This is a genomic window from Nostoc sp. LEGE 06077, from assembly GCF_015207705.1.
GTDB lineage: Bacteria > Cyanobacteriota > Cyanobacteriia > Cyanobacteriales > Nostocaceae > Nostoc_B.
Window position 1 is genome coordinate 1 of the sequence record NZ_JADEWI010000006.1, and the last position, 22560, is coordinate 22560.

General features: G+C 38.0%; 21 protein-coding genes and 1 pseudogene. 13 read left to right on the forward strand and 9 right to left on the reverse strand.

Translation table 11 applies throughout. From position 1 onward, the window contains the following. The 5 genes from IQ244_RS05895 to IQ244_RS05915 all read left to right on the forward strand — a co-directional run. Window positions 1-711 (forward strand): sigma-70 family RNA polymerase sigma factor (locus IQ244_RS05895; RefSeq protein ID WP_193890887.1); only part of this gene is annotated, 711 nt, incomplete at its 5' end. A gap of 330 nt (window positions 712-1041) precedes the next feature. Next, complete coding sequence (locus IQ244_RS05900; protein WP_228058761.1) at window positions 1042-1485, forward strand: DUF2808 domain-containing protein; 444 nt, start codon at window positions 1042-1044, stop codon at window positions 1483-1485. Window positions 1486-1516: 31 nt separating this feature from the next. Further along, entirely contained in the window at window positions 1517-2254 is a 738-nt protein-coding gene (gene rppA / locus IQ244_RS05905; RefSeq protein WP_096560903.1) for a two-component system response regulator RppA, read from the forward strand. Continuing rightward, window positions 2232-3632, forward strand: a complete 1401-nt coding sequence (gene rppB / locus IQ244_RS05910) for a two-component system sensor histidine kinase RppB (RefSeq protein WP_096560902.1) — start codon at window positions 2232-2234, stop codon at window positions 3630-3632. Before rppA ends, rppB begins: the two co-directional genes overlap by 23 nt. A gap of 146 nt (window positions 3633-3778) precedes the next feature. Continuing rightward, window positions 3779-4378 carry a hypothetical protein gene (locus tag IQ244_RS05915; RefSeq protein WP_096560901.1) on the forward strand — a complete coding sequence of 200 codons (600 nt, stop codon included), beginning with the start codon at window positions 3779-3781 and terminating at the stop codon, window positions 4376-4378. Window positions 4379-4383: 5 nt separating this feature from the next. Here IQ244_RS05915 and IQ244_RS05920 read toward each other — a convergent pair whose 3' ends face one another. Continuing rightward, window positions 4384-5553, reverse strand: a complete 1170-nt coding sequence (locus IQ244_RS05920; protein WP_096560900.1) for a hypothetical protein — start codon at window positions 5551-5553, stop codon at window positions 4384-4386. Window positions 5554-5862: 309 nt separating this feature from the next. After that, a complete protein-coding gene (locus tag IQ244_RS05925) occupies window positions 5863-6054 on the reverse strand; it encodes a CbtB domain-containing protein (RefSeq protein ID WP_015364251.1) in 192 nt (63 codons plus the stop codon). Window positions 6055-6873: 819 nt separating this feature from the next. Here IQ244_RS05925 and IQ244_RS05930 point away from each other — a divergent pair. The 7 genes from IQ244_RS05930 to IQ244_RS05960 all read left to right on the forward strand — a co-directional run bounded on the left by IQ244_RS05930 (window position 6874) and on the right by IQ244_RS05960 (window position 12203). Then, on the forward strand, window positions 6874-7257 hold the full coding sequence (locus IQ244_RS05930) for a hypothetical protein (protein WP_096560899.1): 384 nt from the start codon (window positions 6874-6876) through the stop codon (window positions 7255-7257). A gap of 224 nt (window positions 7258-7481) precedes the next feature. Next, complete coding sequence (locus tag IQ244_RS05935; protein ID WP_096560898.1) at window positions 7482-8810, forward strand: Nramp family divalent metal transporter; 1329 nt, start codon at window positions 7482-7484, stop codon at window positions 8808-8810. Window positions 8811-8870: 60 nt separating this feature from the next. Continuing rightward, window positions 8871-9548 (forward strand): tetratricopeptide repeat protein, encoded by a 678-nt coding sequence (locus IQ244_RS05940; RefSeq protein ID WP_096560897.1) that lies wholly within the window; start codon window positions 8871-8873, stop codon window positions 9546-9548. 415 nt (window positions 9549-9963) lie between these two features. Continuing rightward, a complete protein-coding gene (locus IQ244_RS05945) occupies window positions 9964-10428 on the forward strand; it encodes a DUF2808 domain-containing protein (RefSeq protein WP_096560896.1) in 465 nt (154 codons plus the stop codon). A gap of 232 nt (window positions 10429-10660) precedes the next feature. Then, window positions 10661-11149, forward strand: coding sequence for a DUF2808 domain-containing protein (locus IQ244_RS05950; RefSeq protein ID WP_096560895.1), 489 nt, complete (start codon window positions 10661-10663; stop codon window positions 11147-11149). Window positions 11150-11484: 335 nt separating this feature from the next. Continuing rightward, entirely contained in the window at window positions 11485-11625 is a 141-nt protein-coding gene (locus IQ244_RS05955; protein WP_193891096.1) for a hypothetical protein, read from the forward strand. Between the two features lie 176 nt (window positions 11626-11801). Then, window positions 11802-12203, forward strand: coding sequence for a hypothetical protein (locus IQ244_RS05960; protein ID WP_228058762.1), 402 nt, complete (start codon window positions 11802-11804; stop codon window positions 12201-12203). A 55-nt stretch (window positions 12204-12258) separates the two neighbouring features. Here IQ244_RS05960 and IQ244_RS05965 read toward each other — a convergent pair whose 3' ends face one another. The 4 genes from IQ244_RS05965 to IQ244_RS05980 form a co-directional block, all read right to left on the reverse strand. Continuing rightward, window positions 12259-13107 (reverse strand): hypothetical protein, encoded by an 849-nt coding sequence (locus IQ244_RS05965; RefSeq protein WP_228058763.1) that lies wholly within the window; start codon window positions 13105-13107, stop codon window positions 12259-12261. A gap of 2 nt (window positions 13108-13109) precedes the next feature. Beyond that, complete coding sequence (locus IQ244_RS05970) at window positions 13110-13565, reverse strand: hypothetical protein (RefSeq protein WP_096560892.1); 456 nt, start codon at window positions 13563-13565, stop codon at window positions 13110-13112. 364 nt (window positions 13566-13929) lie between these two features. Continuing rightward, window positions 13930-14772, reverse strand: a complete 843-nt coding sequence (locus IQ244_RS05975) for a hypothetical protein (RefSeq protein WP_096560891.1) — start codon at window positions 14770-14772, stop codon at window positions 13930-13932. A 150-nt stretch (window positions 14773-14922) separates the two neighbouring features. Further along, on the reverse strand, window positions 14923-16383 hold the full coding sequence (locus IQ244_RS05980; RefSeq protein WP_228058764.1) for an RNA-guided endonuclease InsQ/TnpB family protein: 1461 nt from the start codon (window positions 16381-16383) through the stop codon (window positions 14923-14925). Window positions 16384-16531: 148 nt separating this feature from the next. On the opposite strand from IQ244_RS05980, the pseudogene tnpA reads away from it, so the two are divergent. Beyond that, window positions 16532-16804: pseudogene (gene tnpA / locus IQ244_RS05985) on the forward strand (IS200/IS605 family transposase); the annotation flags it as partial. A gap of 178 nt (window positions 16805-16982) precedes the next feature. Here the strand turns inward: tnpA and IQ244_RS05990 are convergent. From IQ244_RS05990 to IQ244_RS06000, 3 genes are all read right to left on the reverse strand, one after another. Further along, the gene (locus tag IQ244_RS05990; RefSeq protein WP_193890893.1) at window positions 16983-17783 is read right to left on the reverse strand and encodes a hypothetical protein; all 801 of its coding nucleotides are present in this window, start codon (window positions 17781-17783) and stop codon (window positions 16983-16985) included. A gap of 300 nt (window positions 17784-18083) precedes the next feature. Further along, entirely contained in the window at window positions 18084-20573 is a 2490-nt protein-coding gene (locus IQ244_RS05995; RefSeq protein WP_193890896.1) for a hypothetical protein, read from the reverse strand. 86 nt (window positions 20574-20659) lie between these two features. Then, the gene (locus IQ244_RS06000) at window positions 20660-22426 is read right to left on the reverse strand and encodes a type IV secretory system conjugative DNA transfer family protein (protein ID WP_193890899.1); all 1767 of its coding nucleotides are present in this window, start codon (window positions 22424-22426) and stop codon (window positions 20660-20662) included. Window positions 22427-22560 lie beyond the last annotated feature (134 nt).

Consider the following 22560-nt stretch of genomic DNA (forward strand, 5'->3'; position numbering starts at 1 on the left):
AAGCAAAAAATGATGGTAGCAAATCTTCGTTTAGTGGTTGCTATTGCCAAAAAATATCAAAGAAGAAATTTGGAGTTGATGGATTTAATTCAGGAAGGTTCATTAGGTTTAGAACGTGGCGTAGAGAAATTTGACCCTACTCGTGGCTATAAATTTTCTACCTACGCTTATTGGTGGATTAGCCAAGCAATGACACGAGCAATATCTCAGCAATCACGAACTATTAGACTGCCAATTCATATTACCGAAAAGTTGAATAAATTTAAAAAAGTGCAAAGAGAATTATCTCAGAAATTAAAACGCAGTCCTAGTATGTCTGAAATTGTAGAAAAGATGAAATTAAACCCTGCTCAAGTCCGCGAACTGCTGATGATATCTCGTCAACCTATCTCATTAGATAAACAAGTGGGTGATAACGAAGACACAGAATTGCAAGAACTTTTAACAGAAGTTCCAGAAGCCTCGCCTGAAATCCAAGTAACTCAAAATTTAATGCGTCAAGATATCTATCTCTCACTGAGAGAATTAACTCCACAGCAGCAACAAGTCCTAATTTTGCATTATGGCTTGGAAGATAATTGCGAACTCACCTTGACGCAGGTAGCTCAACATCTCAATATTAGTGAAAGGAGAGTTCGTTACATAGAAAAACAAGCACTGAGTTACCTCCGTCGTTGCCAAACAAATCTACGAGAGTATATTTTCAGTTAACTGTATGACAAAACATCAGTACGAACATCTTGCTTCTTCAACTGTTTGTTAATATCGTTATAAGCTGAAACGAGATGAGAGAGAGCTTTGAGACTATAAAGAGATACGTTTAGGAAAAAGTTACAGATCCATCAAAGGTCACTTATTTGTTTTTTTAAAAAATCCCTGTAACTAGCTAAAATTTCACCCAAATTTCATCTCACTTTGTCAAGCTATTAAGAGGTAACATCTTTCAACAAAGATGATTCTGATGTTTGATGGATCTAGTAAAGTGATTATAAAAGCGCAATGATTAGAATACTGAGATATACTGCTATTTTTGCCTTGACTATGGCAGTTTTAGTTCCAGCTACTTATGCAAATCCTACACCACAATCTAGTAGCTTTCCTCACGTTATTAGCCTCGTGGAATCTCCTCAAGGTATTCGCCACTGGAGAATTCTCAGACATACTTTAAAAATAGCACTTCCTGAAAATAGCAAGGCTATTTCTCAGCTAATTATCGAAGCTCCAGCTAACATTGTTCTCAGAGAAAATATTGATGTTTCCGATCAATCTGGTAAAAAAATTGATGTAAAAGTTTCTATTCAAGGCAAAAAAGCTACATTAGAGTTTGCTGAATCAGTCGCTTCTGGAACTACCATCATTGTAGAAATGAATAATGTTAAAAAAACAGCAGTGACTACTGGTAATAAGTTCTACAAGATATCTACCATTTTCGCTGGTACGAATGCAGAGTTACCAATTGGTGTTGCTCAATTGCGTGTAATTTAATGAACAAATTGCTAAAATACATCTGCTAATTATGAAAGTTTTGCTTGTTGAAGATGAGCCGGATCTGGGTGCATCGATTCAGCGAAAGTTGAGTAAAGAAAGATATATTGTTGACTGGGTTTTGGATGGAAATGAAGCCTGGACTTATCTAGAACATGATTGGACTCAATATACACTGGCAATTTTTGATTGGTTGTTACCGGGAATGTCAGGTTTGGAACTGTGCAAGCGATTACGAGGTCGGGGTAATGCTTTGCCCGTGCTGATGCTAACCGCTAAAGATAGCATGGCAGATAAGGTAGCTGGTCTAGATGCAGGGGCTGATGACTATTTGGTAAAGCCATTTGGTATGGTAGAACTGCTGGCACGGTTGCGGGCTTTGCAAAGGCGAGCTTCCTTTGGAGGCGCATCGCTTACGTCTCAGTTCCAGTCTTTACAATTGCAAGTTGGTGGACTGATTCTAGACTGCGGTAATTGTACAGTTTCTCGGCAGTATCCTAATGGTGAAAATAAGGTAATTTATTTAACAAAAAAAGAATTCCAATTATTAGAATACTTGATGAAACGTCCTAATACAGTTATTACCCGCGACCAAATTTTAAATCATCTGTACGCCTTTAGTGCAGAACGCGTTAGTAATGTAGTAGCAGCTCAAATCCGACTTTTGCGACGCAAATTATCGGAATATGGTTGTGATGGCTTAATCGAAACTATCCCTAGTATGGGCTATCGTTTCAATCCTGGCAATGCAGATTCGACTATTTCGTAAGACTCGCTGGCAATTGGCTACCTGGTATGCGGTAGTTATGGCTCTGATTCTATCCTTATGTGGTTTCGTGGTTTATGAGGTAATCATTGATGCTTATGTGGCTTCTATCAACCGGGAACTGGAATCGGTAGCAGGTACACTACATGATGTAATTGAACCGGCTTTGAAACAACCTGGTATTACAGAGCTAGTTTTCCAGCAGGTTTTACCAAATATTTGTTTAGCTGAGTCCAGTTGTCCTACCCAAAATATCCTAAGTCACAGTCAAAGCACCCATAATGAACACGGCATTTTTAGTACTGTATACAAAGAGAAGCAATATTACATCCGTTTTGTCGATGGTTCAGGACGGTTAATTGCGGTAGCAGGTTTCCAAGCTAATGAACTGCCACCGACTGTGGAAACCCAAGTGTGGCAAACAGTCAAAGATTTACAAGGCAATCGTTACAGTCAAAAGTCTCTACTGCTGCACACGCAAGATAATCAAGATTGGGGCTATATTCAGGTAGGGCGCAATCTCAAGGACCTGGATAGTCGTCTCGCTGCTTTGAAATTAATTTTGGCGGTGGGATTGCCAATTACGGTATTGTTAGTTGGCGGTTCTAGTTGGTGGCTGGCAGGGTTAGCAATGCGGCCAATTGACTCTTCGTATAAACAAATGCAACAGTTTACGTCTGATGCTTCTCATGAGTTGCGTACTCCTCTTGCAGCGATTAATGCAACGGTAGAAACTTTATTTGATATGGATTATCTGCCGGAGGAGGCGCGAGATGTTTTGGCCTCTATTCAACGTCAAAATCATCGACTAGCTGAACTAGTTCAGGATATGCTGTTACTGTCTCGATTGGAACAGCATATTTTAGCGACACAACAAATACCTTGCTGTCTGAATATTTTGATTAATGATCTGATAGAAGAATTTTCAGCGTTAGCGGCTGCGGCTTCTTTGCAACTAACATCTTTGGTGTTATGCCAAGAGCTTTTATACGTGATGGGAGATGAAGATCAACTGTTGCGTGTGCTTTCTAATCTCATTGCCAATGCTATTCAATACACCCCTGCTGGTGGTTATGTAACTGTTATCCTCAAACGCAGCAACGGTAATGCTGTAATTGAAGTTCAAGATACAGGTATTGGTATTGCGTCGCACGAACAAAAGCGGATTTTTGACCGTTTTTATCGAGTGAATAGCGATCGGTCGCGTCGTACTGGTGGATCTGGATTGGGATTAGCGATCGCTCAAGCAATTGTTCAAGCTCATGGAGGTAGTATACAAGTGCAAAGCCAAATTGGTAAAGGTAGCACTTTCATCGTTCACTTACCCTTGACAGACGAAGCGATCGCTCGCGTTGTACTGAGGGATCTGGATTTGGGTTAGCGATTCCTAGGTCGCGCTTCGCGATCGCGCAAGCAATTGAGAGTGGAATATTCTCCTAGAAGATATAAATGAAATCACTAAAAAAGTTAAGTTTGACAATTTGTCTTTTGACGTAGCCTGTGGCTTGTGTGAGGGTTACAAATAAAATGTTATATCTATCAACTATCAATAAAACTCTAGGCTACACGCTATTTTTCGCCTTATTTGTTACTCCTGCTACTGCTCACAATATTCAAGTATCAGGGGATGTGGCAGGCACTTGGCACATTGAGCCTAACCATACTCCCAAAGCTGGAGAATATGCTAAAGCCTGGGTTGCACTTACCCGCAAAGGAGGAAAAATCCTGCCATTAGATCAGACTAATTGTCAAATGGCTGTTTACTTGCAACCTCGTAAACCTGGTGACTTACCAGTGCTACAGCCTACTGTCAAAGCTATCTCAGTTGAAAAATATCAAGGTATTCCTGGAGCAGATATTGTCTTTCCCAATACTGGAATTTATCAACTGGAGTTAAACTGTACGCCTAAAACTGAAGGCAATTTTCAGTCATTTCAGATGAAATATCAGGTTACGGTTGCATCTGGTGTGAATGCACCGTCTCTTGCGTCCCAAGAATTAGCCCAGTCAGAAAAGACTGCAACTAGCACGACTAAACAAGAATTAAATATTCCGGCGATCGCTAGTGCTGTATTCTTAGGACTAGGCATTTCAGGAATATTGATACGGCTTAGTGTCAAGCGTTGATGCTTTTAATTTGCCCCAGCTTGTGGTTTTCGTCGGTGCTGTATTAGCAATCCCATCGCCATACCAATGCCGACAATAGCAGTAAAGTAGAATAAACCAATCAACCGGATGTACATTGGCGGTGCAATTCCTTCAACTTCAACTTCTTGTGCGACTTTCACCAGTGGAAATTGACGCTTAGATCCAGGGCTAGGAGTTGCTTCGACCTCAACTTTGTGAGGTGCGCCATCAAAAAATTGCTCTTGCCACGTTAACTTGCCGAATTGGTCAGTAACTCCCTTGTAGGCAAAGACTGTTAAATTATCTTCTAGAGCGATCGCCTTCACCTGCAACACTACATCCTTGATGGGTTGTCCTGTGGCAGCATCTTTAACATTTACTATCAAATTAGCAAGTTTTCCTACCGTTGCGCTTTTATTTCCCTCAACACGGACTTCCAACCCTTGAGATTTTTGGACTGATGGTGCGATTTCTTCTTTACCCCTTGAGTGTCCACTACCGTGAGCCTCTGCAACTTCTGCACTAATGTTAATAAACAATAAAGTTACTATAGCCACTACTGTCAATGCACTTAACAACAGGCGTACAGATTGCGGCGCAATTTCTCCTTGTCGCAGTTCTTCTTGTCCGCCAATCACCCAGCCACCTAGTAATCCAACTGATAGTAAGATAGCTGCAACAACAGCAAAATATTTATATTTAACTGGATTTTCTTGGACATTCAAATTCAGGGTTTGCTCGTAGGGCGTAAAAGCATTTGCTACCAAGGGTGATACATTCACTCGCAGTTGGTAGTTACCACGGATAGGTAACATCTGTTGAATTTCAAGCTTACCGTCAGGTGCAGCCGCATCCATTTGTAGTAATTTTGTTCCCTCGACAATAGGAAAATCTGTAGTCAACCAAGCATTAGCTGGAGGTGTCAGAATTTGTAAGCTAATTTTGGTATTTTCTAAGGGTTTACCTATAGTATCAAGAGCTTGTAGCGTTAGTGTAACGGGAGATTGTGGTTTATCGGTTCCTGCTTCAAAGGGATGAATCCGTTCTAAAGGTGGGTTGGTAGAGAGTTGTACTCTGGGTGCAGGAGTTTGGGAAACTCCTACAACGGAATAAAGAATTGACAATGCAACACAAAAAACAGCACTTAGCACCCCAAACAGTCGATATTTTTTCATAAAAGCTTACGTAAACTGTATATCTTCCGTCAATGTTTGATAGTTGTAAGTAAAAGTTACTTTATCAGCTTCTATTCACTAGGCAGTGGAAAATTCTAGTAAAAATATTGACAATAAATTCAGAGATGGAATGAAATCAAAGCAAAATAATAATGCAGAGATGAAAGACAAAGTATCTTTACTCTACAAAACTTAAAATTTCTTCTATCTCAAAAAATGGCGCGAAATCTGCGCCATCCTCGCACTGTTATTTTATCGAGTGTTTTAGCAAAATCTCATGCACCAGAAAAATCTTGAGATTATGATAATTTAGTGACACGCAACACCTAAAGTGTGGTGACGCGCTGAATGTGCTGTGTTGTGAGCCGCAGGATAGGTAGAGAACAAAACAGTCCAGATTACCAAAGACGACAGCAACATATAAAGTGTTACTTGTACAGGTTTAGACAAAGTAACACCTGCGGTCTTCCGCAACACTGAAGTAGAAGAAAAAGTAGTCATTTTTGACCTCTTGAAATTAATTTGGCTAATTCATCAATCAAAAGCATTTTGCCGCTCGATTGCAAAAAAGATATACCATAAACTTTATGTTTGACAAGGGTGCATAAAATGTATTAATTAATTTGCCTAAATAAAATTTCTAAAGGTGATTTTCAAAGCCGACGAAACATCTATCAAATAAAGATTATAACTTGGACATGACTGAATATTCTTAATTGCTTTTCTCTTATCTATTTAGGGCTACTAAGAAGCGAAAACAAGGTGCAATAACGAACCGCCCACGGTAGGCGATCGCGCTCAATTTGCTCAATTGTATAGAGTTGCTTGTTGTCAAACTAAAAGCAATCTTCTTAATCCGGTAATACCACTTTATTATTTGATTATCATGATGATTATCATGACAGCCTCCAGATAAAGAATCTCATACGCTCCATCATTTGTTTATGTTCTCGTGTAGAATATTTAGTTTAGTCATACTTTCGTCATAGCTTTGTAATAACTTCTTCAAAAGAATATGCAATGCTATTTGAGCATAGCTTATTTTTTATTCAATTAAATTTGAATATATTTAATTTTATTCTTAATATATTTTTATAATTTAACTCTTGACATAACTAATACTATGAAAAGTTTTTCGTACAAATGCAATATTTTAGTTTTTCTAAAGCTAGGATATTGCAAATGCAAACAATTTATTCTTGTTTTTTTTGATTGTAATAATTATATTTTTATAACCTAGTATCTTTAATACAAACCTATTGGAAATATAGAAAGATAGCAGTTATTATGAGCATTTAAATATACTTTTTGAGTAAATCAATGAACAAAAAATTTCTACTTACTTTGCTTTCCAGTTCCACAATTTTTACTTCGCTAATGTCTACGCTGACAGTAGTTCACCCTGCCTACGCCGCAGCTACGATGACTCAACGATTAGTTCATACAAATGATGGTCGTACCTGCATAACTCATCCTCACGGTAACACCTCTTTTGTATGTATTCGGGATTCAGAAAGAAAGCTAGGTGCACCCCCTGTACCTGCATCGACAGTTATCTCAGCGCAGCCATCTGATAGCAAGGTTGCTGTACTAAACTTCACAGATGAAGAAAGTGATGCTGCAATTCGTTTATTTAGTTGCGACTGTCCGTACTGTCTAAATTCTTTGCGTCTGTTACGTGGTAGTGGAAACTTAGTGTACTGAGTTATAAAAGTGTTTGTTACTGCATTGACTCAGCACAAGTAAGCTGTTCAAATTTTAATTACATATCAAAACTGTGTTCATGTCACTGAAAGCATAACGTGAGCAAGTTGCTCATCTTATGCTTTCAGGATAACAGCAGCATCCCTACTTGCCTAAAGGCTGATGTTTATTCTACATTTTCTGAGATTATGAAAAGAATATGAGAATATTTCATGGCAAAGTAAATGACTCCCCCAGAAAATAGACCTAGCTTACCAGAGGTTCACCGCAGTATTAAAATCCCCAATAGCAGCAGCTTTTGGCGCAAGATGCTGGCTTATGGAGGTCCAGGGTATTTGGTTTCAGTTGGATACATAGACCCTGGCAACTGGGCAACAGACATTGCTGGGGGGTCAAAGTTTGGATACACACTGTTAACAGTGATCTTGCTGTCCAACCTGATGGCGATATTGCTGCAATCTTTGTGTGTGCGTTTGGGGGTTGCTACGGGGCGAGATTTGGCGCAGGCTTGTCGAGATTATTTCAAACCAAGAGTAAGCTTTTGTTTATGGATATTGTGCGAGATTGCGATCGCAGCTTGTGACTTAGCGGAACTATTGGGAAGTGCGATCGCCCTACAACTTTTATTCGGTATTCCCTTGATATGGGGTGTGTGTATCACTGCGCTGGATGTCCTGGTATTGCTATTCCTGCAACATAAAGGCTTTCGTTATACAGAAGCCTTAGTAATAATGCTGGTAGCAACCGTAGGTATCTGTTTTACAGCGGAAATTCTGTTTTCTCTACCTGATATGGGGGGGATTTTGTTGGGATATCTGCCCAAGAAGGAAATTTTACAGAATCCAGAAATGCTCTACATCGCTATTGGTATTTTAGGGGCAACAGTGATGCCTCACAACTTATATTTACACTCCTCTATTGTGCAAACCCGTGATTGGCAACCTACTACTGAAAAAAGATGGGAAGCATTTAAGTTTGGCACAATTGATTCAACTTTTGCTCTATCGTTGGCACTATTCATTAACTCAGCAATTTTAATTGTGTCTGCCGCAACATTTCATTTTTCTGGCAATCAGAATGTCGCAGAAATTCAAGATGCTTATAAATTGCTTTCACCACTATTAGGAGTCAGTGCTGCTAGTGCGATTTTTGGCATTGCATTGCTTGCTTCTGGGCAAAGTTCAACGCTGACTGCGACTCTAGCAGGACAAATTGTTATGGAAGGCTTTTTGCAATTTCGCCTTCCGTCGTGGTTACGCCGTTTAATAACCCGTCTGCTTGCCATCATTCCAGCGTTAATTACAATCATTCTGTTTGGTGAAAATAGTACAAGCAGCCTCATAGTTCTCAGTCAAGTCATCCTCAGTTTACAGTTACCGTTTGCAGTGATTCCATTGGTGATATTTACTAGTAATCGCCGCTTGATGGGTGAGTTTGTCAATCCCTTGTGGTTAAAATCTTTAGCTTGGTTAGTTGCTATTGTCATCGTTGGCTTAAATGCTTGGTTGCTATTACAAAGTCTTTGGGGATGGCTATTACAAGTTCCCAGTTAAAATAAAGGAACAGATCCGTGGCAATCCAATGTCATGCTGCAAGAATGAAGGGGTAAAGCCATGAAATATATGAAGCGAACAGTAGCCATCCTGGGAATAACAAGTCTACTGGGTGTAATGCCTGCTGCTGTTTCTGCGCGAGAAGCACAAATACCTTTGAAGGCGACGAACTTCCAAGAGTACTATAACCAAGGGGTGCAAAAGCTTAACCAAGGTAACTTCAATGGTGCGATCGCAGATTTTAACTCTGTAGTGCAGCTGAATCCACGATATTACGAGGGTTTTTGCCTTCGAGGTTTAGCTAAATCTCAATTGAGAGACTTTAGTGCCGCAATCTCTGACTTTAACCTAGCACTGCGGTTAAATCCCAAGCATACAGATGCTTATAATGGTCGGGGAATTTCTTATGTAGAACTAGGAGATTTTCAGAAAGCCATTGCTGACTTTAACCAAACAATAAAAATTGATCCGACCTCACAAGACGGTTACTATAATTTAGGACTTGCTCATTTTAGACAGGGTAATCATCAACAAGCGATCGCAGACTTTAACCAAGCACTACAAATCAATCCTAACCTAGCTGATGCTTATGGGAACCGAGGACTGGCACAATATGCTTTAGGAGACAGTAATAGTGCTGTTACAGACCTTCAGCAAGCTGCAAACCTGTTTATTAAACAAGGTGATACCCAAGCTTATCAACAAACACAAGCCCTGATTCAACAAATTCAGCGTTAATAATTTGTTCGGGTGAATGATAGTAAACACTAATTTTCTCTTTAGTCATGCTCAATTTTCATCTTAATTTCACTTTGATGTCTCTATACTATTATTGAGCCGTTTAAACTTATGCTTTGATGCAGAATCAGACTTTTAATTGTAGTATTACAACTAAAAGCCTGATTTTTTAATATCATCTGCAACTGATTTTCACGATCTTATTAGTTCTTGAGACTGAAAATATTGAATTTTTTGTGGCAGTAACTAAAGTTTGAGTTCAGGTTTAGCTACATACCACAACATCAAAAAATTATTTTTTGAACTAGCCAAAATTTCACCCTAATTTCATCCTGACCTGTCAAACTTATTATTTAAAGGTCTATTCATTGAACCCCATAACATATTTGACATAATTGTTGTTGAACAATTCAAGATGAAGAAAACATTGATTTATATAGGTACAGTGTTTGCCATTAGCACTATAGCTTCCATTTTCCTTGATTCTGCAAACGCTAAGGAGACTAATATTGATAATAATTTGCAATATCCTACTAATAGCTGGCGTTTGGTAAAGCATACTTTTCGGTTAAACATTCCCCAAAATAACAATGCCCTTTCTCAACTTATTATTGAAACTCCATCTACTGTAGCAGTGAGTAATGAAATTGAAGTCTGGGATGTGAATGGTCAAAAAATTAATATTAATATTTCCGTCAAGGGCAGACAAATTATTATAGAGTTTCCTGAAAAGGTTATTCCTAACACTAAACTCCTAGTTAATTTTAATAAAGTACAACAACCAGTTACAGGTTCAAATTCTGTATATCGCTTGTGGGCTAAAGTTGTTGGTAGTGAGGTAGAAATCCCCATTGGTGTAGCTCAATTCCCTACATTTTAAGATTTTAGATTTTCATATTCATCAGAAATTTCATCCATATTTCATCAAGACCTGTCAAACTTGATCAATAAAGGTAGTAAACCTTTTTGAATTAAAACAGTTCTGGATTCTTGTGTAAATGTAGAAGATAGATAATTCTATCTTTACTAATTTGTTATGTATTGATTCATAACAGCTTACAAAATACGAATCTGAATATTTGCTGATATAACTTATAAAATTAGGAGTAAATATGAAAAAAGTTCTAGCTTACATTGCTTTATCTACTCTCGCTGCTGCATTTTTAATTCCTGCCAAGTATGTAATTGCTAATGAAGAAAATAATAGTCTTCCTCATGTTGAGGGTAACTATCAATTTCCTCAAACTCGCTGGTCGCGTGTTAGACATACTTTGCGAGTACACGTTCCTAAAAATAGCAAGGATGTTTCGCAGTTAAATATTGAAGTTCCGAGTACTGTGAAATGGAGCAATGATACTAATGATGTTGTTGTAAATAAGGAGAATGGTCAGAAAATTAATGCTAGTGTTTCTTTGAATGGTAATACTATACTACTAGCTTTCCCTGAACCAGTTGCTCCTAACACTAAGCTAGAGATTGACATCAAGAATGTCAAACAACCATTTCTTGGTAATGGCCCTGTCTATTATTTATCTGTTAATCTCGTTGGTAGTGATGCAAAAATACCTATAGGTGTAGCTAGGTTTCGTGTTAGTCTTTAAAATCTGCCATATCCAAATAAAACTCCTGATAGTTAACTATTAGGAGAATTTTTAATTCTTGTTAAACTTGACTATTTAATATTTTAATTATAAGTAATTTTGAATAATTAGCTATAGTAAATGCAGCTTAAATTTCCTTGCTATAACGTTATTTCATTTCGATTTCATCTATATATTTCATAATTATAAATATATAGAAATCCCATTTGATTATTGAAAAGTCAAGCTGAATGAAAGCTTGCTAAACAAGGTTTTGCTTCTCAGTATACGTAGCAAGACTCAAATTGGATTTCTATACACATAATTCATTGGTTAACTAAATGAGAAGAATATTTATGAAAAAGCTGATTTACGCAGCTGCTTTTACCTTAGTTTTTGCATCTTCAGTTTCTACTGTTTGGGCTAAAAATCCAAATGATGCTAATATTTCTCATCTAGGTAATAGTGCTGCTGTTCCTAATAATGGTACAAAGTGAATTGGGTAAAGGTAGCAATTTTACAGTTAAATTACCAGGTAACATGAGCTATAATAATTTAATTACAATTTGTTTTCCCTGTATATTTAATTATTATTTTTCCAATTTAACTCATGTTTAAAATATTCATAATCTACTACTAATATTTATGCTTGCAAAAGTTTATTATGGAATTTATGCAGAAACAACAGGCTGAATTAATTATCCAGCAAGCTTGCAAAGAAAATTTTACTGATAGCGAGAAAGCTATTTATGATGAGTTTATTCTGGAAGCGGGGGTAAAAGACCCAGCCAAGATGACTGAGGCTACTGCTGATATGTTGATTAGGTACCTTGATGGCTGCGATGCATCTAACGAGTTTGTTGCTAATGTAGTCAATCGCCTCGCGCAAGTTGCCCCTGTTCATATCATGACTAGAATTCTTCTCAGCGATAATGACGGTGATGGTGTGCCTTTGTACCAAGAACTCCAACTTGGTACAAAGGCTACTGTATTTAATGCTCCGTCAGAAATAGCTGCTGCACAGCAAAAGCAATATCAGTTTTTTCCGATTCGGAACAGCGATATGGAATTGTAAGTTTAACCCACCAATAAATTTTTTACAGCGATCGCAAGACTCCCAGCCCCAATAATCAGGCGATTTCCTGGTAAGGATAACTTTGGAAAATTACGCCAGTATCCCGATCTTCATCCCAAAACCACCAACCTTGGGATAGTTCAGAAAGAACGCGCATTAGTGCTAATTGTTCATAAGTGATTTCCCCACTACCGTAGCTGACGTTACTAGTGCCATCCCATGATTTAAGAATTGATTCTAAATTGTATCCATTGCCCATAATCCAACTGGCGTAGAAGCAGTCTTTGGATATTTCTTCCATGATGGCTAGCAGTTCAAGTGCAGCATCAGGATTGGGTGATTTCATGGCTTCAAGTGCAAGGCGGAGGTTTTCTTCTCTGTCTGCAATAAACTCTGAAAAAGCTGCTCTATTTGATGGTAAATTATCCTTTTCAAGTGTGATTAATTTTCTATTTACAATCTTGACTGGAGTTATATTTGAGTAGTCAGTTTGGTCATCTTCACTTGCCTTTGCTTTTATAGCTAAAGGATGCCAATGGATACGTTCAATTTTATTAGTCTGAGGATTTTTCCATGCCCAGAATAGTTTGTGAGATGCAGCACCCTTAACTGTAAGATAAGTTCTTTTATATCGAATGGGATAGTCTACACCTTCCTCTTGTTTCGCTTGTAAAAATGCTTCTATTGACGGATATGCTTCATTGGGATAAACCATTATCCGTGGTGCTATCGCATATGTGTAACCTGATATGCTGCTATCACCATTTTTACATGGTAACAAATTCCATTTTTCGTTTATTGGATTCTGTATCCAAAACTCAACTGATATTGTCTGTACAAACTGATCTAAAATCTGAACTACACAAGGATAGTAAAGTGTGAGTTGTTGGTTGCTATTAGTCATTATTATTCCATCCATTCGATAGGGGATATGGTTTCCTTTTTGGCGGGAAGTATTTTAACTTCATAGCCATAAAGAATTAATTCGTGCAAAGTTGCTAGTAGTTGCTTGAGTGATATACTGTCCCATTGGCTGCACTCTAATATATGTTTCAATACCTGAGCGGGAGCATTAACCACCCAAAGACTATGAATTCTTTTGTTCCTAAATCCAGCACATAATTGAACAATTGGTTGTAACTCAACTGTTATTTTTGGTATATGAATAATTGCTGAACTTATAGGGATTACTGGTTTATATTCTAAATTTTTAGATTGTGAAAAATAGGGGTCACTGTACCATTGTCCGTCGATTTGGTATGCAATCATTAGGTATGGCAATGCTTTAATCGCATTTATAGTTCCCCATCTAGCAGTTTGTCCTGCATGAAACCAGATATAAGAGCCGTTGTGTATTATCATGTGCAAGTTTTATAATTTTGACTTGAGGCTTTGCTTGTTCAGCTAATTGATAACTTCGTCTGTGGTAGAAAGTTTAGTTACTTTGTCTACTGAACAATGATTTCGTATTTGTATGGATACGTGGTTTCAAATTGCAAATATTATTCATTGCAGTAAACTTTATACTCAGCTACAACACTTTAGATATTAGTGATTATTTCCTAAATTACTAATCATCAATGTCTACCTTGCTGATGTGTGTAACAATTGTGGTAATTAATCTACTATCAATTTGATGTGCTTTTTAAAACTAAATGCTTGCTATAAAATAAAAAGTGCGCCTTTTTAATTCGATGGCGCACTTTTATTAAAAATAAATTGATAGTTAAACGTGGTGAAGGATAATATTTATTGCGTCTTGAGTGCTAATTTTATATTGTGTAGCAAGTTTATTCATGTTGGCTTCACCATTTGCATGATCTTTGATGATTGATCGAGCAATGTTTGGTGAAACATTAATCTCACTATTGGTAACGACTGGTTTAGGTAAAGTTTGAGAAATAAAGAATTCTTTTCTTCTTAATAAATGTATTTGGCGATAATGTTCTTTTCTGGGTATCCACAGACAATTACCAGGGGCAAAGTCGCTCTCTTGATCAATACGAGATATAACTGCTCCTTCGGGTGCTAATCCCATATCTTTTAGAAATTGGGTAAAATTATCACGCCAGGATGCATCAACTTCAATTCCACACCCGCCATGATATTTGTACTGATGGTGGTTCTTGTTATAGCAGATACGCTTGATGTGTAACCAGGAGTTATACTCGTGGCTTTTGCAGTGACCGTGGATAGTTTTATCGCTCTTGAGGGTTTCGCGCTGCAAGCATCCGCAGCTTTGTGTAAGCCCTCTTTTTAAGCTATTTTTACTGATATACTTTTGGGTTCCGCAGCTGCATAAGGTAAGGAGTAGTAGTTCACCCCTTTTCCCCTTAACTTCTACATCAGATATAACTTTTAGTCTCCCAAAGTTTGCCCCAACTGGGATGGATTCTTTTCTTTTTTTACAACCACAGTTAGTTGACTGACCATTAGTGAGGGTGTGACTGTAGACAAGTTTTTGGGTTCCACAATCACACTGGCATAATACTTGCTTTCCTTGTTTATTTAGTACAATCCAGCTACCGAATTTTTCACTTATATTAATTACTCGTTTTGTAGTCTCCATAAATTATTTTGGTGCTATTACTGCTGGGTTATATATCTAAAACAAGCTGTTTTTCTTGCTCCAGTTCCTTCTTTATCCAGGCAAGTTGCTGTCCAATGGCTAGGTGCTGATCACCAGATTGAGGTTGTGGGCGATTCTTCCCATACTGAACTATCCCATGCCTAAAGGCATGAGGTTCCAACTTGCGTAGCAAGTTTCGTTTGCCCTCACTGGCTCCGACTCCTCACGCGCTATTGGATTACTAGACATCAACTCTGACCCATTATTGATAGGTGACTTTGAACTAGTCGCAGTTCTCGCTGATTGATTTGACCCGCTCCGCCAACCGTCTAGCAAGGATTGTTCCATCCCTAACCAACCATTTCTAGCTGATGGGATTGACAGAGTTTCTGTTTTTGGATCGACGTACCTACTCAAATAAGCAGAGAAAATATCTCGTTGCATACGTAATCCACATTCTGAGCAATTATGGACACGTTGAGATAATGATTTTTTCTGCCTATTACCACACAAACAAGTTTGAGACAGTGCAGTTTTTCGAGTAGAGAACTTTAGAACTGTACCGCCAGCACTTTCAGCCTTGCGTACTAGTTCTGATTGAAAACTTGATGGTGCTTTAAAACCTATTGACTTACCGTAAATTTGCTGCCAAGCCTTAACATTAACTTTTTCAGTCTTAACTGTTTTACCTAAAGCTAATGTTTGATTTACTAATTGACCGTGCAAAGACTTACGGTGTCCTGCTTGTTTGCGGTCAATTTCACGTTTTTTGTTAGCAGTCTTTTTATATCGTTTTGATGTATGCCAGCGTTTTACACCTTTTTTTACAGTGCCATTGGGATTAAAATTATCAGGATTGTTGGCGCGTCTTTGTCTGTCCATCTTTCGCTGTAATCTTCTAATTTTCTTTTGCTTAGAAGTTAATTCTTCAGCGAATGGTTGCCAAATAGTTTGATTATCTCCAACTATTGCAACAGTTGAAACACCTAAATCAATACCAACAATACCATCACCAATAACATTTTTTGGCTTTTGATAAGCTAATCCTTCACAAACTAACTGAGCGTACCAGTAAGTTTTTTGGTTGATAATACGACGCACTAAGCGAACATATTTAATCCTAGAATTTAAACCATGTAATAATACAGGGTCATTACTATCAATAATTCCCGAAAGTTTTAACCCTAACCATTCAACACTAGAACCAGTCCAGCGAATACCTTGCTTGTTAGTTTTACCTTCTAAAGACGCAAACTGTCCTTTTTGTTTAAATCTAGCTTTATTAGCTTTTCCATAAATTAATCTTTCTAAAGTTTTAAACGCTCTGGTTGCTATTTTTTGAATAGTTTGAGCGTCAAGATTTGATTTAATCCAAACACTAGCTATAGCTATTGCATTGGCAAAATATTGTAAATCATAATCGCTAAATCTATAAGCTTCACGCGCTTTTTTAAAAGCTGTATCACGTTCTTTTTTGTTAGTTTTTGGAACTAGTTTAGCTTGATTATATAGTTCAGAATTACGAACTAATTCTAATCTAGTTAAACCTTCAGACAATACAGCGTTATACAACTGTCTTCCTGCTTCTAATCTGGCAGCAAGTACAGCCATGTCTTTAGAGGTTGTTCTTAATGGAATTTCAGTTATAAAACTAGGTGTTTTTGCTGTCAAAATTTATCACCTTCCAATACTTATTTATTAGTTCTCTGTATTTTATCATTATAGATGCAATGTTGTTTATTCGTGCAAATACCACGTTATTTCTTGTCAAAAATACAGGCAAAAGGTACTGGTTACTGCTATTACTTCGAGACTTAAAGAATTAATAGCACAAATAGCACTTGATATTAATGTAGAAATTCTAGAAATGGAGATAATGCCAGACCATGTGCATTTATTGATTGAGGTAGACCCACAGTTTGGAGTGCATCGAGCGGTTAAGAGATTTAAAGGTGCTAGCTCAAGATATGTAAGATTGGAATTTCCAGAATTAAAAAGCCGATTACCTTCTTTGTGGACTAACTCATACTTTCGCCAACGGTTAGAGACTTTAGCAGCAAGAGAGCTAATATCACTTGCTGCAATTTCTTCTGCTTCAGTTTCAAAAGCATCATCAAAGTGAATCTTGGCGTGATACTTCATACCATCGAAGTGGATATTGAAGCTAGGATTGAGTTGAAAGTTGAAAGTCTTGAATCATATTTTTATCCTTACTGGGGAAGATATAAACACTTATTTTTTTCTGCTAGCCTATTTGTGTGATAGTTATCAAGAATCATTTTCTTAAATTCTTCTCTTGTTGCTTGCAAGTCGCGGAATATTTTGTCAGTAGGATAGAAGAATACCGACTGTTGGCGGCTGTAAAACCAGACCAGTTGATTGATACTATAGGTATCATTGCTATCAAGCAGGACGTAACTAATTTGTTGGTAAAAATTTTCTAGAGAGAAGGGACGCTTTTTAGCAGTTGTTCGTACATCGATGAGAGTATTTCCAGCAATTATCTGGCAATCAGCACCTCCAAGATATTCACTTAAAGGGTATGAAGCATTGCAGGTGATATTTCCACTTACTTGATTAGCTACAGTTTGCCAAGTACGGGGTAAAATACCGATAATTTGAGATGTATCTTGGATAGTAGGAAGCCATTTTTTGAAATATTCTGATTCAAGTTGAAGGCTTTTTTCTCCTTGGAGAAAAGGTTGAATAATTTCATGAATGTTACGGCTGCGTGCATAATTTTCTAACGCACCCAGTAGCATACACTTTAGAGCTTCTTCTTCAAGGGAAGTTGAATTTGTAATGCAGTAATCAAAAGCATATTCTATTTTGAGAGCTTTGGCTCCAACCTGAGCAAGACAATTAGTAAACCATCTTTTATCTTCATAGATGTTTCCTAGATACTTAGCAAGTGCTTTGGCGATCGCATTTCCTACTAATGGAAAATCTACACCATCAACTGGTCTGATAATTTCTTGTTTTTCTAATAGTTGATTATGGCTAGTAATCATTCTAATAACTGTTTGGTTTAGTCTAGAGTCAAACCATGCCCTTATAGGTGAATTTCTATTTTTTAATTCAGATGTTAAGCTCACTTTTTGATTTTTCGCTTGAAATACTACATTGAGTATCTGCGTGAGCTTTGCGTAGTAATTTCCCCTTATATTGTGTTATTTAAAACAATAAACTAATCATTAAAATAAATGAAAAGCTTGTTGAGTTGAAATTTACAACTGATGTAAATTTGCGTAACTTCTAAACCCAAGTTTTTATATTGCCAATGCAACTTTGCAAACTTGGTGACGGGTAATTTATAGTTCAACTTCTCTTGACTTGGTTTTAGGTGCAGCAGCGACAGTTTGCTTTTGAGGGGAGGGTATGTGTTCAGTAGGGGTATATTGCTGCCGAATTTCTTCTCCTCGCCATACTTGTAAGTCATTCATAATATCTTTAAGCGGAACAAAATCGACGACTGTTTCTCCTTGCTTTTGTGCCTCAGTTGCCTTATGGGTCATAATCTTGAAGTACATCTCTCGCTGGTCGGCAATTGGTAACTTGCCGTTGTTCTCATTTATCCGTTGAAGAATTTCTTCATTGCCTTGATTCATTGCCCCTCCCCAGCCAGGGCCACCATGCTTGACCATATTTGCCCATTCCTTGGCGATGTAAGGGTGAACTGTGACAGGCAAATCGCCAACTGCTTGTATTACTCGTTTTTTGGGTGCAGATGTGGTGCTGGGAGTAGATTGTTCGTCACCAAAGATGTGTTCCAGGTTGAGTTTGCCGGCGTTTTGGGCAATAAACTGAATTTGGTTGATGTCGTACTCAGAGATGTTCATCTTGCTAACTTCTTTGGTAATGCCAGCTTCGGTTTTAGTTAGATCAAACCGGACAAGTTCCTGAGTACCTTTTTCTTCGGTAGTTTTAAATAATTGCAAGCTGGCTCGATTTTTTTCGGGGTTGCGCGATCGCTTGATGGTAAATTCACCTACTGTAAGTTCCTCCTTATCAGCCTGGATGAGGACATTATTCAGGGTGTGTAACATCTCATTTTGTTTAAATACTTCCAGCGTTTTAATCGTGCCGGCAGGTGCAAGACTTCCCAAGCTGTTTGCTACATCACGGATATCTGCATTGTTGAGGTCAGGTAGCTTGCCATTGTCGCCTAAGTATTCTGCCACAATCAGAAACTCCTGACGTTCAACAGGTAACATCTCTGTCGGCTTTTTCGTGATTTTGGGTTCCTCTTTTTTGTTGAGTTTAAAATCCATCAAAGAGTTCTCCCACCCAAATAGTTCATCACTGCGGCGGTGAATGCTAACAGTGTCTCCCTGTTGGCGAATCACAAATGTATCGCTACGGTAAATACGTGAACCATCTTGTTCAAGAGTGCCGTATTTTTTTAGCATTGCGATCGCAGTTTCAGCAATGTCTTTATTTTCCCCGTTGTAACGTTCTTCCCGCGCTTGTTTATTATTTATTTGATAAATAGGTACTTCAACCTGACGCGCCCACTGTTGTGCTGCTGGCTCTACATCTTGATACGTAAACTTAGGTGCATATTTTTTTCGATTATTAGTCGTTTGCTCCTCTGGCTCTTGTGCAAAAAACTGATTGGGATTTACATTTTCATTTACCTCCTCTCCAGCTTGATTTTGAAATTGAGGGTTACTAGTAACTATCGGTTGAATTTGAATAGTTTCTTCGGACTGTGCGATTTCTTCTTGAAGATTATTGACCACATCATCTCCAAACCTGTCATCTACCTCTATTTCAACAGATAAGTTAATTTCTTGATTTATAGACGAACTGTTTTCGCTGTTTTCATCTTGTGGTAACTGTTGTGAAGTATTTGATTCGACTGCTTGAATCTTAGTTTCAGATTGTTCGTTGAGTGTCTGCTCTACTGATTCAGGATAGTTTTTGACTACAGGAGACTGATAATAATTAACATCTGGTGGGGAGTCAAAGTCGGGTGGATTACTAATGTCGATATCATTTATAAAACCTACCGCAGCTTCCTCTGCTTCGTAATCCAAGTTAACTGGTGTAGTTACAATTTCAGAATTTAATGGTTGATTATCTTCGTTCAATATTACTGATAAATTATCTAAGGATGCAGTTACTTTTGTTACATCTGGGTTGCCGTTATCAAATAATAAGTCTTTTGTATCTTTATGATTGTTAATAATGTCAGCAGATGGAGGTAGTAACTTAACTAGTGGTTCACTTGCTACATCTATTATTTCATCTGGAGTAAGTATTCCAGTGACGAGATTAGTTGTACATTTACCTTCGCTATTTTGTTCGTAGATAACGATTTGTTTTGCTGAACCATCTGACTCTAGATAAGCTGTAATTTTTAGAGTATTATCACTTGTTTGCTGATAATCACTATTGAAATTGGGTACATCTTCTACTAATCTTGCAGCAATTGTTTGTGCTTGATAGTCAGTAAAAGGTTCAGTTTCTATTGTGTATTGACCTTCTACTAATAAATCGGGCATTAACACAATATTAGTTTCTTGATTGCTTTTTATACTTTGACTGGTTAAATCTACCTTTTCCCATTTATACGCACCAGGGGTAGATTCATCAGGTACAAGATTGTAGATATCTTTGCCAACTTTAACTGCAATTTTACTTGCTTCTTGAGCTTCTTTGAGTTTTTCGAGAATTACTTTAGTTATCTTAGTAAGTACATTGATGAGGCTTTTACTTAATTCTCGACTTGTTTGAATTGCAGTATCGGCTGTACCTAAATATGATTCATTAATTTGAGTGTGTCTGGTGTCAAACATATATTAAATGTGGTGAAAATAATCTATAAATTCAAACAGCCTGACTATGCTTTATAAAAACCAGTTGGTCATTAAACTTAAAGTTTTCAGAAAAAGCTCTTGTACGCATCAACAGGTAAAGGTGCATTGCCCGCTTGTACGGGTGCTTGTGGGATAGGGAACTTCCGATCTACTTCCTTGACTCGTAAATCTAAATCTTCCTGTGTGGGTTTTTTCTGGGTACTTTTCCTAGCAAGCTCTTTGATGAGTTTATCCCAGTTAGCGTCATTTTCTTGTTCTAATCCAATGATATGTTTGGGGATTTTGATATTTTTTAATAGTGGTACTGAACCCTCATTTTTATTACTATAAGCCGGGTTGATAAATAGACATTTCCCAGGTGGTAATTTGAGGAATTGGGCTGGCTCGAATAGCTTACGAGTCCGTTCTTGTTCGCTGATAGATGTGCTGGATTTACCCCCTCCCGTTGAGCGAGATTTTTGTTTATATTTAATTTCCTCTTCACCTAAATATGCAGAAAATAATCGTGCTGATTCTTCTTCACCAGGATTAAAAACAAATTTTGTACCGCACGCACCAAGGATAGCTTTAGAGATTTCTTTACCATAAATCTTTTCAAGCTGACCCATATTTTGCCAACCCAGGATACCGCAGAATCCTTCGGAACGAGATTCGTTAAGCCATCTAAATAAATCTGGAAGGAAGATACTTGGCAACTCGTCAAGACACACTACTAATGGGCCGTCTTCCTTACGTTTTTTGGCAATACTGCGGGAAACTACCATGTGAAGAATACTAGTCATCAGGGGGCTGACAGCATCGCGGCGTTCGCGGTCTAACCCGAAGATAATCATCTGTTTGCGTTTTACCTCCAGGGGCAAGGTTGTTTTACCAACAAAGCATCCCAATGTACCCCTTGCCATGAACCGGGTGAACATCAATGAAGCACTACCAGCGATACCCGCTACAGTTTTCTCTGAGCCAGCCGAGCTAAATAATTGACCAAAAGCTATTCTAATCCAAGGGTTTAGTTCGGCTGCCATCAAGCGTTCGACCATCTTCTCGCTAGAAAGTATTGCCGCAGCCGTCATAATATCAGCGCGGTCGCCAAACTCTTTGGTTAGCATTAAAATAGCCTGCGTCAACTGGTCGCCGGCGGGGCCAAAGAAGGCATCCTCAGATGCATTACCTAACAGGCGGAAGTTTTTGTTAATTACCGTAGCTAACTGCCGTGCAGTTTCAGCATCGCTACTGTCGCGTAAAAAATCGATTGGGTTACATACCTCTGATTCGGGAAATCCCGGTGCAAAGATATGTACGTCATACCCCTTGGATTTGGCATAACTGGCAATTTTGGCTTGACTGGCATACTTAAAATCGTATAATACTATACCAAAACCTTGGTCAATTGCTGAGTAAATCATCGGGTTGATAGCCGAGAATGATTTACCGCTACCAGGTGCGCCAATTACAGCAGTTCCGCGTTGGACATCGGGTACATAAACTGGAACTCCCCCACTTCCTTGGGGTAATTTTTGACCCTTGTATCTATGTACTCCAATATATAAACTGGCACTATCACATTTAGGAGCGACGATTTGCTTGAGGGCTTTTTTCTTAGCTTGAGCGGTTTCCTTTGCTCCACCCCAATAGCTAGTAGCAAGCTTGCCTTTTTTACCATTACTAAAAAGCTGTAAAAGCAACAATAAGCCAATTCCCCCGGCCAGTGCCAAACCTTGAGGTGACATGAGCTTATCTGTATACTTACTAAAGTCAGTATTGCTATTTTTATGAGCAGCTTTTACTTCTCTAACTGTCTTAGTTTTAGCAGTTGCAAACAGATAATTATTCATATTAATCTGTGTTAATTGCATGAGGAAATCGAAGAAATATGCGGTGAAGTGAAGTTGCATATTTCTTCATTGGTTGTCTAGTGTGTCCTCTTCAAGTCAAAAATTAGAGAGGATAAATTCTTCTATGATTGCCT